This is a genomic window from Xanthomonas graminis pv. graminis, assembly GCF_030168915.1.
Taxonomy (GTDB): Bacteria; Pseudomonadota; Gammaproteobacteria; order Xanthomonadales; family Xanthomonadaceae; genus Xanthomonas_A; species Xanthomonas_A translucens.
Genome location: NZ_CP076255.1, coordinates 3,005,530 through 3,022,161 on the forward strand (window position 1 = coordinate 3,005,530; position 16,632 = coordinate 3,022,161).

Genomic DNA, 16,632 nt, shown 5'->3' on the forward strand with positions numbered 1-16,632 from the left:
ATGGCGGGCGTGTCAGACCGCACGAGGGGAGCACGCCGCGCATAAAAAAAAGCGGGCCGAAGCCCGCTTTCTTTGTAGCGCTGGACGCCGACGGCTTATTCGGCCGTCACGCCCTCGCCTTCTTCCACGGCCTTCATCGACAGGCGGATACGGCCCTGCTTGTCGACTTCCAGCACCTTGACCTTGACCAGATCGCCTTCCTTCAGCACGTCGCTGACCTTCTCCACACGGTCGCTGGAGATCTGCGACACGTGCACCAGGCCGTCCTTGCCCGGCAGGATGGTGACGAACGCACCGAAGTCCATGATCTTGGCGACCTTGCCTTCGTAGATGCGGCCCGGCTCCACGTCCGAGGTGATCTGCTCGATGCGCGCCTTGGCGGCCTGCGCAGCGATCGCGTTGACCGAGGCGATGATGATGGTGCCATCGTCCTGGATGTCGATCTGGGTGCCGGTTTCCTTGGTGATCGCCTGGATGGTCGAGCCGCCCTTGCCGATCACTTCGCGGATCTTGTCCGGGTGGATCTTGATCGTCAGCAGGCGCGGCGCGTAGTCGCTCAGCTCCGAACGCGGGGTGGTCAGCGCGCTGGCCATCTCGCCGAGGATGTGCAGGCGGCCGGCCTTGGCCTGCGCCAGGGCCTGCTTCATGATCTCTTCGGTGATGCCTTCGATCTTGATGTCCATCTGCAGCGCGGACACGCCTTCGGCGGTACCGGCGACCTTGAAGTCCATGTCGCCCAGGTGATCTTCATCGCCCAGGATGTCCGACAGCACCACGAAGTCCTCGCCTTCCTTGACCAGGCCCATCGCGATGCCCGCGACCGGCGCCTTGATCGGCACGCCGGCGTCCATCAGCGCCAGCGAGCTGCCGCACACCGACGCCATCGACGAGGAACCGTTGGACTCGGTGATTTCCGAGACCACGCGGATCGTGTACGGGAACTCTTCCATGCTCGGCATCACCGCCAGCACGCCGCGCTTGGCGAGGCGGCCGTGGCCGATCTCGCGACGCTTCGGCGCGCCGAAGCGGCCGCACTCGCCCACCGAGTAGGGGGGGAAGTTGTAATGGAACAGGAAGTTTTCCTTGTACTCGCCGCTGACCGCATCGATCACCTGGCCATCGCGGGCGGTGCCCAGCGTGGTGATGACGATCGCCTGGGTCTCGCCGCGGGTGAACAGCGCCGAGCCGTGGGTGCGCGGCAGCACGCCGGCCTTGACGCTGATCGGACGCACCGTGTCCAGCGCACGGCCGTCGATACGCACCTTGGTGCTCAGCACCGAACCGCGCATGGTCTGGTATTCCAGCTCGCCGAATTCCTTGGACAGGTCGGCGACGACCCAGCCTTCGACCGCCGCGCGCGGCGTCAGCTGCGCCAGCACGTCCTTCTTGATCGCCGAGATCGCGTCGCGACGCTGCAGCTTGTCGCGCACCTGGAAGGCCGAGGCCAGCTGATCGCCGACCGCTTCCTTCAGCGCCGCGATCATGCCTTCGTTCTTCGCCGGGGCGACCCAGTCCGACGGCTTGGTGCCGGCTTCGACGGTCAGCTCGTTGATGATGTTGATGACCTTCTGCATCTCGCGATGGCCGAAGGTGACCGCGCCCAGCATCACCTCTTCCGACAGCAGCGCCGCTTCGGACTCGACCATCAGCACCGCGTTGGCGGTACCGGCCACGACCAGCTCCAGCTGCGACTCCTTCAGCTCGGTGATGGTCGGGTTGAGGATGTACTCGCCGTTCTTGTAGCCGACCTTGGCGGCGCCGATCGGGCCGTTGAACGGGGTGCCGGCCAGCGACAGCGCAGCCGAGGCGCCGATCAGCGCGGCGATGTCGCCGTCGATGTCCGGGTTCATCGACATCACCGTGGCGATGATCTGCACTTCGTTCTTGTAGTCCTCCGGGAACAGCGGACGGATCGGACGGTCGATCAGACGCGAAATCAGCGTCTCCTTCTCGGTCGCACGACCCTCGCGCTTGAAGAAGCCGCCGGGAATGCGGCCGCCGGCGTAGAACTTCTCCTGATAGTCGACCGTCAGCGGGAAGAAGTCCTGACCTTCGCGCGCGCTCTTGGCGGCGACGGCGGTGACCAGCAGTACGGTGTCGTCCATCTTGACGATGACGGCACCGCCGGCCTGGCGGGCGATCTCGCCGGTTTCGAGGGTGACGGTGTGCTTGCCGTACTGGAAGGTTTTGGTGATTTTTGCCACGGGGTTTCCTTGGATGATGCTGTCTTCGAATGGACCGCTGACGGCCCATGCCGCTGGCGGGTGGCCGGGAGAATCCGGCCGGCGGCGCGGAGCATTCCCCGGGCCACGGTACTACCCAAAACAAAACCGCGGCGCATCACTGCGCCGCGGTAGGGTTCGTTGCCTCAGCGACGCAGGCCGAGCTTCTCGATCAGCGCCTTGTAGCGCTCGCCATCCTTCTTCTTCAGGTAGTCGAGCAGGCTGCGGCGGCGGTTGACCATCTGCAGCAGGCCGCGGCGGCTGTGGTGGTCCTTCTTGTGGGTCTTGAAGTGGCCGGTCAGCAGCTCGATGCGCGCGGTCAGCAGGGCGACCTGCACTTCCGGGGAGCCGGTGTCGGCGGCGCCGCGCTTGTTTTCTTCGATGACTTTCTGGGTGTCGATGGACATGCTGTGTTTTCTCTAAAGATGCGGGGCCGGCAGGAACGTGCTGATGAGACGCACCGCCTGGCTCGCCGATTGCGAAGGATTGCGCCGGAGCGCAGGGTTGCCGTAAAGGCCGCCGAATTGTACCGGCCCCAGCCCGGACGAACAAGGTGTTAACGCCGCGTCACGGCCAGACGGGTTGCCTGGCGGCCCGCGCAAGGCTGCTCGGCAGGACTCGGATCAGAGGTTGAACATGCGCTGCGGCGCCAGCAGCCCGTCGCCATCGACCTGGCCCAGCCCCAGCGGCAGGCCATCGTCGCCGAACACCGCGACCGCGCCCGGCGCCCAGGCGGCGTCGCGCAGGCGCTGGCCCATGCGGAAACGTTGCGCCGCAGCAGGGTCCAGGCGCAACGGCGGGAAGTCGACCAGGCCGGCGGCCAGCGGCAGCAGCAGCGCCTCCAAGGCCTGCGGCTCCTGCGCGGCCAGCTGCTGCAGCCGCTCCAGGGTCACCATCTGCGGCTGCCGGAACGGCTCCACCCACAGGCGCCGCAAGCCGGCGATATGCGCGCCGCAGCCCAGCGCCTCGCCCAGGTCGCGGGCCAAGCTGCGGATATAGGTGCCGGAACCGCAGGCCACGTGCAGGTGCAGGCGCTCGCGGTCGTGGGCGAGCACGTCGATGGCGTGGACCTCGACTTCGCGCTCCGGCGCCTCGATCGCCTCGCCACGGCGCGCCTTCGCATACAGCGGCTCGCCGCCCTGCTTCAGCGCCGAATAGATCGGCGCGCGCTGGCGGATACGTCCGCGCAGCGGCGCCAGCGCCGCCTGCAGGGTCGCCGCATCGATCGGCGGCACCGGCCGGGTACGCAGCACCGCGCCGTCGGCGTCGTCGCTGTCGGTGCTCACCCCGAGCACGATCTCGGCTTCATAGGCCTTGGCCGAGCCCAGCAGCAGCCCGGCCAGCTTGGTCGCCTCGCCGAAGCACAGCGGCAGCAGGCCGGTGGCCAGCGGATCCAGGCTGCCGGTATGGCCGCCCTTCTCGGCACGGAACAGGCGCCGCGCCGCCTGCAGCGCCGCGTTGGAACTCATGCCGGCCGGCTTGTCGAGCAGCACGATGCCGTCGAGGCGGCGGAAGGAGATGCGGGGCAGTCGGGGGCCGAAGACGGGCATTGGGGGATCGGGACCGGGGACTCGGGACTCGGGACTCGGAAAAGCGGGAGTTGGAGTCTGACGGTGAAGCCTGCGATGGCCGCAGGCCGGACTGGGGAAATAGCGCACGGCAGCGGGGAGCAGATGCAAGCAAAAAGACGCCGCTGGACGCGCTGGTCGGTGCGCACCGTCGTCTGCTTGTCGTTTGCCAACGCGACTTGCGGCACCGATGCTGTGCATCGGCAGGAAACCGCTCAGTCCTTGGACGGAGCCGGTTCGCTGTCGCCGTTATCGTCTTCGGTGTTCTGCAGTTCCGGCATGTCGCGCAGCAGGTTGTCGATGCGCTCGCCGCGATCGACCGAATCGTCGTAGTGGAAATGCAGTTCGGGCACGTGGCGCAGCTTCATCGCCCGCGCCAGCTCGCTACGCAGTTGCGGCGCCAGCTCTTTCAGGCCCTTGACCGCCTCGACCGAGCGCTCGGGCAGCAACGCGGTGACGAACACCTTGGCATGGGCCAGGTCGCGGGTGACCTCGACATCGGAGACGCTGACCGACGGCAGGCCGTGATCGCGCACGGCCGAATGCACGATCGTGCCAAGGTCGCGGCGGATCTGCGCGGAAACGCGATCGGTACGGTGGAAGGATTTTGTTGCCATGGTCCGGAATCTCTTTATGCGGGACTCGGGACTCGGGACTCGGGACTCGGAAAAGCGAAAGCGACAGCTCTTGCCTTTCCGAGTCCCGAGTCCCGGAACCCGAGTCCCGGCTACATCACAGTGTGCGCTGCACTTCGATGCGCTCGAAGCACTCGATCTGGTCGCCCGGCTTGACGTCGTTGTAGGCCTTCACGCCGATACCGCACTCGGTGCCGTTGCGCACCTCGTCGACGTTCTCCTTGAAGCGACGCAGCGATTCCAGCTCGCCTTCGAACACCACGGTGTTGTCGCGCAGCACGCGGATCGGCTTGTTGCGCTTGACCACGCCCTCGATGACCATGCAGCCGGCGACCGCGCCGAACTTGGAGCTGCGGAACACGTCGCGCACCTGCGCGGTACCGATGATCTCTTCGCGGATTTCCACGCCGAGCAGACCGGAGGCCACCTGCTTCACCTGGTCGATCACGTCATAGATGATCGAGAAGTAGCGCAGGTCCACGCCGTTGGTTTCGATGATGCGCCGCGCCGAAGCGTCCGCACGCACATTGAAGCCGATCACCGTAGCCTTGGAGGCCAGCGCCGAGTTGGCATCGGACTCGGTGATGCCGCCGACGCCGGAGTGAATCACGTTGATGCGGATCTGCTCGTTGGACAACGCCACCAGCGACTGCTTGAGCGCTTCCACCGACCCCTGCACGTCGGCCTTGATCACCAGGTTCAGCGACAGCTGGCCTTCGCCCTTGCCGAGCTGCGACATGATGTCTTCCATGCGGCTGCCCGCCGAGGACACCAGGCGCGACTCGCGGCGCTTGGTCTCGCGCTGCTGCGCCACGTCCTTGGCCAGGCGCTCGTCGTCGACCACGACGAAGTCGTCGCCGGCATCCGGCACGCCGGACAGACCCAGCACCTGCACCGGGATCGACGGACCCGCCTCGGCCGGCTGGCCGCCGGTCTCGTCGAACAGCGCCCGCACGCGGCCGTACTGCACGCCGCACACCAGGTAGTCGCCGCGCTTCAGGCTGCCCTGCTGCACCAGCACCGTCGCCATCGGGCCACGGCCCTTGTCCAGCGAGGATTCGATCACCACGCCGCTGGCGCGGCCATCGAACACCGCCTTCAGTTCCAGCACTTCGGCCTGCAGCGAGATCGCGTCGAGCAGCGTGTCGATGCCCGCGCCGGTCTTGGCCGAGACTTCGACGAACTGGGTGTCGCCACCGAATTCCTCGGCGACCACGTCCTGCGAGAGCAGTTCGTTCTTGACCCGCAGCGGATCAGCGCCGGACTTGTCGATCTTGTTGACCGCCACGATCAGCGGCACGCCGGCCGCCTTGGCGTGCTTGACCGCCTCGATCGTCTGCGGCATCACGCCGTCGTCGGCCGCCACCACCAGCACCACGATGTCGGTCAGCTTGGCGCCGCGCGCGCGCATCGAAGTGAAGGCCGCATGGCCCGGGGTATCCAGGAAGCTGATGACGCCGCGGTCGGTTTCGACGTGGTACGCGCCGATGTGCTGGGTGATGCCGCCGGCTTCGCCCGAGGCGACTTTGGTGCGGCGGATGTAGTCCAGCAGCGAGGTCTTGCCGTGATCGACGTGACCCATGATGGTGACCACCGGCGGGCGCGAGCGCTTCTCGCCCTGCTCGTCCTCGGTATGCGCCAGCAGCGCGTCCTCGGCGTCGGCACTGCCCGCGCGCACCGGCTTGTGGCCGAGCTCTTCGGTGATCAGCGCCGCAGTGTCGTGGTCGATGGACTGGGTGATGGTGGCCATCACGCCCATCTTGAACAGCGCCTTGACCACGTCGCCGCCCTTCAGCGCGAGCTTCTGCGCCAGGTCGGCCACGGTGATGGTCTCGCCGATCGCCACTTCGCGCACCACTGGTGCGGTCGGACGCTCGAAGCCGTGCGCACCGCCGCCGCTGCGCGAGGGCTCGGGCTGGCGACGGCCGCCGCTGTTGCCGCCGCGCGGCTTGCCGCGCACGTTGGAACGGCGCGCGCGGTCGGCGGCGGACAGATGCAGCTGGCCGGCGAAACGGCTGGTGCTGTCGTCGTCCTCGACGCCGGCGACCATCACGTGCGAGCCGCGGGTCTTGTGCTTGTTGCCGGTGTTGTTGCGGTCGTCGCTACGCGGCGCGGCCGGCTTCGGCGGATGGTGCGGTGCGCTGGCCGGACGCGGTGCGCGCGGCGCGGCGGCGGCACTGGTGCCGGCACTGGCACCGGCACTGGCATTCGGTGTCGCAGCGGGCGCAGCCGTGGCCGCCGCGGCCGGCGGCGCCGACTCGGCTTCCAACGCGGCCTTGCGCTCGGCTTCCACGCGGTCGCGCGCATCCTGCTCGGCCTGGCGCTTGCGCTCGATTTCCTCGGCGCGCGCACGGTCCTGCTCGGCGAGCTTCTGCTGTTCGGCCAGATTGCGCTGCTTGGAGGCCTCCAGCTTGCGCAGGATCTCGGCGCGCTCGTCATCCACCCGTCCGCCCGAGGACATACCCGCGCGCTCGGCAGCCAGATCCTCGGCGGTCTTCACGTAGGTACGCTTCTGCCGGACTTCGACGTTGACCGTGGTCTTGCTGCGACCGGCGCTGACCGTCACTTCCTGCAGCTTGCGCCGGTTCAGGGTGATCTTCTTCGGCGCGGCCTGGGCTTCTTCCTCGACCGGCTTGTCGGTCTTGCCGTGGGTACGGCGCAGGAAGCCGAGCAGCTTCATCTTTTCGGTACTGGTCACGACCTGGTCGGGACCGCTGAACTTCATTCCGGCCTCGGCCAGTTGAACCAGCAGTTTATCGACCGGCGTATTCACCAGTTCGGCCAGCTTGCGGATGGTGGTTTGCTGCGACATTCGGATCCTATGATCTGGTTGGCGCCCCCTCGCGTGCGAAGGTAGCGCGGATTCTAAGCCCTGATCGGTTCAGGGCGGCATTCATCGCTGACTCATTCGCCGCGTTCCAATCGGGCGATCTCCTCGGCACGGGCTGCCAGGATGAGCGCAGCGGCGCGCTCCTGGTCCACATCCTCGATGCCGAATTCGAGGATTTCGTCCGCAGCCAGATCCGACAGGTCCTCGCTGGTCCGCACGCCATGGCTGGCCAGCGCGTAGGCGGTGGCCTCGTCCATGCCTTCCAGCGACAGCAAATCCGCCGCCGGCACGCCGCTGTCGTCGCTTTCCTCGGCGGCCAGCGCCTCGTTGAGCAACGCATCGCGCGCGCGAGCCCGCAGCTCTTCGACGATGTCTTCGTCGAAGCCTTCCACCGCCAGCAACTCGCCGACCGGCACGTAGGCGATTTCCTCGACCGAGTTGAAACCCTCGGCGACCAGGATCGCGGCAATTTCCTCGTCCACTTCCAGCTTTTCCATGAACAGCTGGCGGGCGACGGTCTGCTCGGCCTCGGACTTGGCCGCGACCTGCTCGGCGGTCATCACGTTGAGCTGCCACCCGGTCAGGCGGCTCGCCAGGCGTACGTTCTGCCCGCCCTTGCCGATCGCCTGCGCCAGCCGGTCTTCGGCCACCGCCAGGTCCATCGAGTGCTTTTCCTCATCGACGATGATCGACTGCACCTCGGCCGGCGCCATCGCGTTGATGACGAAATTGGCCGGGTTGTCGTTCCACAACACGATGTCCACGCGCTCGCCGTTGAGCTCGTTGGACACCGCCTGCACGCGCGAACCGCGCATGCCGATGCAGGCGCCGATCGGATCGGTGCGGGTGTCGTGCGCCAGCACCGCGATCTTGGCGCGGTCGCCCGGATCGCGCGCGCAGGCCTTGATCTCGACCAGGCCCTGGCCCACTTCCGGCACTTCCAGCTTGAACAACTCGATCATGAATTCCGGCGCGGCGCGGCTGATGAACAGCTGCGGGCCGCGCGGCTCCGAGCGCACTTCGGCCAGGTAGCCGCGCACGCGGTCGCCGGCGCGCAGCACGTCGCGCGGGATGCCCTTGTCCTTGGGAATGAAGGCCTCGGCGTTGCCGCCCAGATCGACATAGATGTTGCCGCGCTCGGCGCGCTTGACCACGCCGGTGACCAGCTCGCCGATGCGGTCCTTCCACGCGTCCACCACCTGCTGGCGCTCGGCCTCGCGCACGCGCTGCACGATCACCTGCTTGGCGGCCTGCGCGGCGATGCGCCCGAAATCCGGGTTCTCGATCTGTTCTTCGATGTAGTCGCCGACGTCCACGCCTTCGGCTTCGTCGATCGCGTCCATCAGGCGGATCTGCCGGTCCGGCGATTCCATCACCACGTCGTCGGCCACCACTTCCCAGCGGCGGTAGGTTTCGTAATTGCCGTCCTTGTGATCGATGGTGACGCGCGTCAGCACGTCCTGATCGGGGTAGCGCTTCTTCGCCGCCGAGGCCAGGGCGGCCTCGATCGCGTCGAAGATCACTTCGCGCGGCACGCCTTTTTCGTTGGCCACCGCGTCGACTACCAGCAACAGTTCCTTGCTCATTCTTTCGCTCCGCGCGCAGCCTTGTCGGCTGCCGGTTCGTTGGATGGTTTCTTATTGGGTTTTGCGGTCTTGCCGGCCGGCTTGGGGCGCTTGGCCGGCAGCTTGGGAGTGCTACCCGGCTGCTTGGGCGTCTTGCCCGGCTTGGTCGGGGCCAGGCCCAGCGCCGCCCAGTCGGGCAGGATCCGCGCCTTGTCGATATTGTCGAAGTCCACCGCCAGTTCGGCGCCGTCGACCTCGAACACGATGAGGCCGGCGTCCACGTCGACCTGGGCGATGCGCCCCTGCAGGCGCCGACGACCCTGCTGCGGCAGCTTCAATACCACCTTGGCCGACTCGCCCTGGTGGCGCGCGAACTGCGCGGCGGTGAACAGTGGACGGTCCACGCCGGGCGAGGACACTTCCAGCGTGTAGTTGCCGCTGATCGGATCTTCCACGTCCAGCTGTGCCGACACTTCGCGGCTGACCCGCTCGCAATCGTCGACGTTGACGATGCGCTCTGGCTGTTCGGCCAGCGGCACGTCGATATACAGGCGCAGCGTGGCGCCGCCCGGGGCCGGCAGGTATTCCGCCCCCAGCAGTTCCAGGCCCAACGCGTCCACGGTCGGGCCCAGCAGATTCGCGATTTCGTTTGCCTTGTCGCTCACAGCCTGCCTTGCATTTGAATGAAGAAAATTCGGTCCTGGCGGTTTTTCCGGACCCCGGAAACGACGAAGGGCCCGTTGGGCCCCTTGTCCGGTACGACTCCGGTCACGCTGGATTCCGGTTGCAAAGACGGGAACATGCATCTTCGCGAAGCCCAGCTTCTCCTACCGCAGGCAACCGGTGAACTGGTTGCCGCCGTAGAAAAATATGGTAGCGGGGGCAGGATTTGAACCTGCGACCTTCGGGTTATGAGCCCGACGAGCTGCCAGACTGCTCCACCCCGCAGCAGAAGCGGAATTATGAAGAATCAGCGCGATGATTGCAAGCCCTGATTTTCATCCGACCCGGTGGCGATGCCGCCGGTCTTCGAGCGACATGATAACCGCAAGCGACCGAAAGCGGAAGACCGATAGCATCCATCGATGCACAAACGACAACGCCGCCAAGCTGGCGGCGTTGTTGCAAACAGCATGAAAACCGCGCTTTCGCGCGCGCTCAGGCCAGATGCGCGAAGGCGCGCTGGCACCACGCCATCAGCGGACTCCAGGCCACGCCCAGCGCCAACAGACCGATCGCATTGACCCCGAGCACCACGCCGAGCACGCGGTCGTCGTTGGCCGGCAACGGCTCGCCGACCGGCTCGTCGAAATACATCACCTTGATCACGCGCAGGTAGTAGAACGCGCCGATCACCGCGCACAGCACCGACAGGATCGCCAGGCCGGTCCACCACAGATTGTCGGTCGGCACCGCGAGCACCGCGCCGAGCACTGCCAGCTTGGCCCAGAAGCCCAGGAACGGCGGCACGCCGGCCAGCGACGCCATGATGCACAGCACCAGCAGCGCCATCCACGGGTTGCGCGCGTTCAGGCCCTTGAAGTCGTCGATGTGCTCGGCCTCGAAGCCCTTGCGCGACATCGCGATGATCGCGCCGAACGAGGCGGTGGACATGACCGCATAGCAGATCGCATAGAACAGCGCCGCCGCATAGCCGCGCTCGCCGCCGCCGGCCACGCCCAGCAGCAGGAAGCCGATGTGCGAGACGGTCGAGTACGCCAGCATGCGCTTGAGGTTGCTCTGCGCCAGCGCCATCAGGTTGCCGACCAGCAGCGACAGCGCCGCCAGCCCGCCGATCACCCAATGCCACTGCTCGGCCAGCGGGCCGACGCCCACTTCCAGCAGCCGATAGGCCATACCGAACGCGGCCAGCTTGGAGGCCGAGCTGATGAACAGCGCGACCGGCGCCGGCGCGCCCTGGTAGACGTCGGGCAGCCACATGTGGAACGGCGCGGCGCCGAGCTTGAAGGCCACGCCGGCGATCATGAAGATGGTGCCGGTCAGCAGCAGCGTGCGCTCCTGGGTGGACCCGATCGCCTCGTGGATGCCGGCCAGGCTCAGCGTGCCGGTGGCGCCGTAGATCAGCGACATGCCGTACAGCAGCAGGCCGGAGGCCAGCGAGCCGAGCACGATGTACTTCATCGCCGCTTCGGTGGCCATGCCGTTGTCGCGGTTCGACGCGACCAGCGCGTACGAGCACAGCGCCAGCAGTTCCAGGCCCAGGTACACCATCAGCAGGCTGCCGGCCGAAACCAGGATCATCATGCCGACCGTGGCGAACAGCACCAGCACCGGGATCTCGCCCTGATACAGCTTGCGCTCGCGCAGGTAGCTCCAGCCGTAGATCAGGGTCAGCGCGCTGAGCCCGACGATCACGGTCTTCATCACGTCGGCGGCGGCGTCGCGCACGAACATGCCGTTGAACACGTCGCCCTGCCCGCCCACGCCGGCCAGCAGCATCGCGAACACCGCGATCAGGATCGCCACCGAGACGATGTGGGTCCAGACCTTGTTGCGCTCGCCGACGAACAGATCGAGCATCAGCAGGGCGAAGGCGCCGGCGGTCAGCACCAGCTCGGGGAGCAGGGGCGGCAGGTCGACGGCGGTCAGGGGCAGTAGCGCAGGGGTGGTCATCATCAACTCTCTGGAATCATTTCGCTCGACGGCCCGATTACAGCTTGCTGGTGGCGATCTGCGCCGCCAGCTTTGCGATCGAGGGTTCCATCAGGTCGGTCAGCGGCTTCGGATACAGGCCCAGGACCAGTACGCCCACCGCGAACACGCCCAGCACCAGCGCCTCGCGGCCGTTGATGTCCTTCAGCGCGGCCACGTGCGCGTTGGCCACTTCGCCGAAGAACACGCGCCGGTAGAGCCACAGGGTATAGGCGGCGGTGATCACCAGGGTGGTGCAGGCGCCGACCGCGAGCAGCGGGTGTGCCTGGAAGCTGGCCATGATCACCATGAACTCGCCGACGAAACCGCTGGTGCCCGGCAGCCCGGCATTGGCCATGAAGAACAGCATCGCGAACGCGGCGAACCACGGCATCACGTTGGCCACGCCGCCGTAGTCGGCGATGCGGCGGGTATGCATGCGGTCGTAGAGCACGCCGACGCAGGAGAACATCGCACCGGACACGAAGCCGTGCGAGATCATCTGCACCATCGCGCCCTGCAGGCCCAGGCGCGCCGCATCGGTGCTGCCGAAGCCGACCAGGGCGAAGGCGACGAACATCCCCAGGGTGACGAAGCCCATGTGCGCGATCGACGAATACGCGATCAGCTTCTTCATGTCGTCCTGCACCAGGGCGACCAGGCCGACGTAGATCACCGCGATCAGCGACAGCGCGATCACCAGCCAGGCCCACTCGTTGCTGGCGTCGGGCAGGATCGGCAGGTTGAAGCGCAGGAAGCCGTAGCCGCCGATCTTCAGCGCGATCGCGGCCAGGATCACCGAACCGGCGGTCGGCGCCTCGACGTGCGCGTCCGGCAGCCAGGTGTGCACCGGGAACATCGGCACCTTGACCGCGAACGCGATCAGGAACGCGAAGAACAGCCAGGTCTGTTCCTTGGAGGTCAGCGACAGCTGGTACAGGTCGGCGAGCTGGAAGCTGCCGCCCTTCAGGTACAGGTAGATCAACCCGACCAGCATCAGCACCGAGCCGAGGAAGGTGTACAGGAAGAACTTGACCGCGGCGTAGATGCGGCGCGGGCCGCCCCAGATGCCGATGATCAGGAACATCGGGATCAGCATCGCCTCGAAGAACACGTAGAACAGCATCGCGTCGGTGGCGGCGAAGATGCCGACGGTGACGCCTTCCAGGATCAGGAACGCGGCCACGTACTGGTTGACCCGCTTCTCGATCGAGGTCCAGGCGCCGATCAGCGCCAGCACCGTGACCAGCGTGGTCAGCACGATCAGCGCCACCGCGATGCCGTCGGCGCCGAGGTTGTAGCCGATGTCGTAGGCCGGGATCCACGCATGGGTCTCGACGAACTGCAGCGCGTCGCTGGCGTAGTCGAAGCCGGTGAGCAGCGGAATGCTCAACGCGAAGGTCAGCAACGCGACCAGCAGCGACGCCCAGCGCGCCGCCTTGGCGTCGCGCAGCGCGAGGATCAGCACGCCACCGAGGATCGGCAGCCAGATCAGGAGAGTAAGCAGGGGCCAGTTCGACACGTGTTCTTAGTCCGTACAGGTCAACGCCAGAAATGCATCAGCACGCCCAACAGGGCAATGAGACCGATGATCATCGCGAAGGCGTAGTGATAGAGGAAACCGGATTGCGTGCGACGCAGCAGATTGGCCGCCAGGTCGATCACGCGCGCGGTGCCGTTGACCATGACGCCGTCCACGACATGCGTATCCACCGCACGCGACACCTTGCCGAGACCGAGACCGGCGCCGGCGAAGCCGTTGATCCAGAGCTTGTCGAAACCGTACTTGTTCTCGAGGATCCATACCGGCAGCGAGAACGTCTTGCGCGCCTTCGCCGCCAGCTCGGGCTTCCACAGGTACAGGATCCAGGCCAGGGCGAAGCCGGCCAGGGTCAGGAAGAACGGCGGCTGGGTCAGGCCGTGCAGCGCGAACGCGACCGGCCCGTGGAATTCTTCGGCCAACGCGCCGACGCTGTCGCGCGCCGGGTTGTAGAAGTCGATGATGCCGCTGAAGAAACCGACCGCCTGGCCCTTGATCGCCACCGCGGCGTGGTGCCCCGCCCAATCGGTGCCGAACAGCATCGGGCCGATGGTGAAGAAGCCGATCGCGATCGACGGGATCGCCAGCAGCACCAGCGGCACCGTCACCACCCACGGCGACTCGTGCGGCTCGTGCGCGCCGTGGCCGTGACCATGGTCGTCGTGCGCGTGGTCGTCATGCGCAGGCGTGGCGTGCGCGTCGGCATGCGCGCTGTCGTGGTGCGCGTGCGCGTCGTGCATATGCGCGTCGCGAAAGCGTTCCTTGCCGTGGAAGGTCAGGAACAGCAGACGGAAGCTGTAGAAGCTGGTGATCAGCACGCCGCCGAGCACCGCCCAGTAGCCGTAGGTCGCGATCCAGTTGTGCGATTCGTGCGCATGGTGCGCGGCCGCCTCGATGATCGTGTCCTTGGAATAGAAGCCGGCGAAGAACGGGGTGCCGACCAGGGCCAGGGTGCCGATCACGCTGGTCCAGTAGGTGACCGGCATGTACTTGCGCAGGCCGCCCATCTTGCGCATGTCCTGCTCATGGTGCATGCCGATGATCACCGAGCCGGCGGCCAGGAACAACAGCGCCTTGAAGAAGGCGTGGGTCATCAGATGGAACACCGCCGCCGAGTAGGCCGACACGCCCAGCGCCACGGTCATGTAGCCCAGCTGCGACAGCGTCGAATAGGCGACCACGCGCTTGATGTCGTTCTGCACGATGCCGATCAGGCCGGTGAAGAACGCGGTGGTGGCGCCGATGAACAGCACGAAGTTCAGCGCGGTCTGCGACAGTTCGAACAGCGGCGACATGCGCGCCACCATGAAGATACCGGCGGTGACCATGGTCGCGGCGTGGATCAGCGCCGAGATCGGGGTCGGGCCTTCCATCGAGTCGGGCAGCCACACGTGCAGCGGCACCTGCGCCGACTTGCCCATCGCGCCGATGAACAGGCAGATGCAGATGATCGTCGCCACGTTCCACGGGTGGCCCTGGAACAGCTGCACCTGGGCCAGGCCGCCGGCCGCCTCGCTGCCGAGCACGGCGGTGGCGTTGGCGAACACGGTGGCATAGTCGAGCGTGCCGAACCACAGCAGCACCCCGGCGATGCCGAGGATGAAGCCGAAGTCGCCGACGCGGTTGACCAGGAACGCCTTCATGTTGGCGAACACCGCGCTCGGGCGCTTGAACCAGAAGCCGATCAGCAGGTACGACACCAGGCCCACCGCTTCCCAGCCGAAGAACAGCTGCAGGAAGTTGTTGCTCATCACCAGGCTCAGCATCGAGAAGGTGAACAGCGAGATGTAGCTGAAGAAGCGCTGGTAGCCCGGATCGTCGGCCATGTAGCCGATGGTGTAGATGTGCACCAGCAGCGACACGAAGGTCACCACCACCATCATCATCGCAGTCAGCCGATCGACCATGAAGCCGGCGTGCGCCGCGTAATGGCCGACCTCGAAGAAGGTGTACAGGTTCTGGTTGAACGGCGCCGCGCCCTGCCCGACCAGCTGGTACAGGGTCCAGCACGACAGCGCGCAGCTGACCGCCACACCGAGGATGGTGACCAGCTGGGCGCCCTTGCGGCCGACCTGGCGGCCGAACAGGCCGGCGATGATGCTGCCGAGCAGCGGTGCGAGCACCACGGCGATCAGCAGACTCTTGGAGAGAGTGATTTCCATCTACGGGTCAGCCCTTCAGCGAATCGACTTCGGCCACGTTGATCGTGTGGCGGGTACGGAACAGCGTCACCAGGATCGCGAGACCGATGGCGGCCTCGGCCGCGGCCACGGTGAGGATGAAGAACACGAACAGCTGACCGGCGGGGTCGCCGAGCTGGCGCGAGAACGCCACGAAGTTGATGTTGACCGACAGCAGCATCAACTCGATCGACATCAGCAGCACGATGACGTTCTTGCGGTTGAGGAAGATGCCGGCCAGGCTGATGCAGAACAGCACCGCGCCGAGCGCCAGCATATGGCCTAGGGAGATCATGGCTGGCCCTCCTGCGGTGCCGGCGCCGGGGTGTGCAGCGTGGGCGTTTCGGCCTCCATCTTGACCATGCGCAGCCGGTCGCCGGCCTTGACCCGCGCCTGCTCGCCGGGATTCTGGGTCTTGATGCCGGTGCGCTTGCGCAGGGTCAGCATCACCGCCGCCACCACCGCCACGGTCAGGATGATCGCGGCGAATTCGAACGGCAGCAGGAACTGGGTGAACAGCGCCTTGGCCAGCCAGGTGATGTTGGAGCTGTCGGCCGCCTGCGCGGCGGCGTTGTCGGCCGGGAACGGCGCGGCGGTGCGCGCCTTGACCCCGATCAGGGTGACCATCTGCACCAGCATCGCCACCGCCACCAGCAAGCCGACCGGCAGGTAGCGCACCCAGCCCTGGCGCAGCCGCGCGGTATCGATGTCGAGCATCATCACCACGAACAGGAACAGCACCATCACCGCGCCAACGTAGACCAGCACCAGGGTCACGCCGAGGAACTCGGCGCCCACCAGCAGCCACACGCAGGCGATGGAGAAGAAGGTCAGGATCAGGCACAGCACCGCATACACGGAGTTGCGCACGCTGATCACCGCGCCGGCGGAGACCGCGGCGATGGTGGCGAAGATCCAGAACGCGATATTTACCCAATCCATTTCAGGACCTCAGCGGAAGGCGGCGTCGGCGGCGCGGCGCTCGGCGATCTCGGCTTCGAGCCGGTCTCCGATCGCCAGCAGCTGCGGCTTGGTGACGATGTTCTCGCCGCGGTTCTCGAAGTGGTACTCGAGCACGTGGGTTTCCACGATCGAGTCCACCGGACAGCTTTCCTCGCAGAAACCGCAGTAGATGCACTTGAACAGGTCGATGTCGTAGCGCGTGGTGCGGCGGGTGCCGTCCTCGCGCTTGGCCGAATCGATGGTGATCGCCAACGCCGGGCACACCGCCTCGCACAGCTTGCAGGCGATGCAGCGTTCCTCGCCGTTGGGATAGCGGCGCAGCGCGTGCAGGCCGCGGAAGCGCACCGACTGCGGGAACTTCTCCATCGGGTACAGCACGGTGTACTTGGGACGGAACGTGTACTTCAGGGTCAGCCACAGGCCGCCGAGCAGCTCGAGCAGCAGCAGGCTCTTGAAGTAATGGGTGACTTTATTCAT

At 66.4% G+C, this 16,632-nt stretch carries 13 protein-coding genes and 1 tRNA gene; all 14 read right to left on the reverse strand.

The features are described from left to right. Positions 1 to 95: 95 nt before the first annotated feature. Positions 96 to 2,204 carry a polyribonucleotide nucleotidyltransferase gene (pnp, locus tag KHF85_RS12970; RefSeq protein WP_284566983.1) on the reverse strand — a complete coding sequence of 703 codons (2,109 nt, stop codon included), beginning with the start codon at positions 2,202 to 2,204 and terminating at the stop codon, positions 96 to 98. 164 nt (positions 2,205 to 2,368) lie between these two features. After that, positions 2,369 to 2,629 (reverse strand): 30S ribosomal protein S15, encoded by a 261-nt coding sequence (gene rpsO, locus KHF85_RS12975; RefSeq protein ID WP_003467392.1) that lies wholly within the window; start codon positions 2,627 to 2,629, stop codon positions 2,369 to 2,371. 216 nt (positions 2,630 to 2,845) lie between these two features. Then, positions 2,846 to 3,772 carry a tRNA pseudouridine(55) synthase TruB gene (truB, locus tag KHF85_RS12980; protein WP_284566984.1) on the reverse strand — a complete coding sequence of 309 codons (927 nt, stop codon included), beginning with the start codon at positions 3,770 to 3,772 and terminating at the stop codon, positions 2,846 to 2,848. A gap of 233 nt (positions 3,773 to 4,005) precedes the next feature. Next, on the reverse strand, positions 4,006 to 4,407 hold the full coding sequence (gene rbfA / locus KHF85_RS12985; RefSeq protein ID WP_009590752.1) for a 30S ribosome-binding factor RbfA: 402 nt from the start codon (positions 4,405 to 4,407) through the stop codon (positions 4,006 to 4,008). A gap of 115 nt (positions 4,408 to 4,522) precedes the next feature. After that, the gene (gene infB, locus KHF85_RS12990; protein WP_284566985.1) at positions 4,523 to 7,237 is read right to left on the reverse strand and encodes a translation initiation factor IF-2; all 2,715 of its coding nucleotides are present in this window, start codon (positions 7,235 to 7,237) and stop codon (positions 4,523 to 4,525) included. Positions 7,238 to 7,329: 92 nt separating this feature from the next. Further along, complete coding sequence (nusA, locus tag KHF85_RS12995; protein WP_284566986.1) at positions 7,330 to 8,841, reverse strand: transcription termination factor NusA; 1,512 nt, start codon at positions 8,839 to 8,841, stop codon at positions 7,330 to 7,332. Further along, positions 8,838 to 9,485 (reverse strand): ribosome maturation factor RimP, encoded by a 648-nt coding sequence (gene rimP / locus KHF85_RS13000; RefSeq protein WP_284566987.1) that lies wholly within the window; start codon positions 9,483 to 9,485, stop codon positions 8,838 to 8,840. The genes nusA and rimP overlap by 4 nt, the downstream gene beginning before the upstream one ends. A 206-nt stretch (positions 9,486 to 9,691) precedes the next feature. Beyond that, a tRNA-Met gene (locus tag KHF85_RS13005) sits at positions 9,692 to 9,768 on the reverse strand. Positions 9,769 to 9,978: 210 nt separating this feature from the next. Next, on the reverse strand, positions 9,979 to 11,454 hold the full coding sequence (nuoN, locus tag KHF85_RS13010; protein ID WP_284566988.1) for an NADH-quinone oxidoreductase subunit NuoN: 1,476 nt from the start codon (positions 11,452 to 11,454) through the stop codon (positions 9,979 to 9,981). A gap of 37 nt (positions 11,455 to 11,491) precedes the next feature. Next, positions 11,492 to 12,994, reverse strand: a complete 1,503-nt coding sequence (locus KHF85_RS13015; protein ID WP_284566989.1) for an NADH-quinone oxidoreductase subunit M — start codon at positions 12,992 to 12,994, stop codon at positions 11,492 to 11,494. A 20-nt stretch (positions 12,995 to 13,014) separates the two neighbouring features. After that, positions 13,015 to 15,174 carry an NADH-quinone oxidoreductase subunit L gene (gene nuoL / locus KHF85_RS13020; protein WP_284566990.1) on the reverse strand — a complete coding sequence of 720 codons (2,160 nt, stop codon included), beginning with the start codon at positions 15,172 to 15,174 and terminating at the stop codon, positions 13,015 to 13,017. A gap of 7 nt (positions 15,175 to 15,181) precedes the next feature. Further along, positions 15,182 to 15,487 carry an NADH-quinone oxidoreductase subunit NuoK gene (nuoK, locus tag KHF85_RS13025; protein ID WP_003467416.1) on the reverse strand — a complete coding sequence of 102 codons (306 nt, stop codon included), beginning with the start codon at positions 15,485 to 15,487 and terminating at the stop codon, positions 15,182 to 15,184. Next, positions 15,484 to 16,134, reverse strand: coding sequence for an NADH-quinone oxidoreductase subunit J (locus KHF85_RS13030; protein WP_003467417.1), 651 nt, complete (start codon positions 16,132 to 16,134; stop codon positions 15,484 to 15,486). Before KHF85_RS13030 ends, nuoK begins: the two co-directional genes overlap by 4 nt. A 9-nt stretch (positions 16,135 to 16,143) precedes the next feature. Then, complete coding sequence (nuoI, locus tag KHF85_RS13035) at positions 16,144 to 16,632, reverse strand: NADH-quinone oxidoreductase subunit NuoI (protein ID WP_003467418.1); 489 nt, start codon at positions 16,630 to 16,632, stop codon at positions 16,144 to 16,146.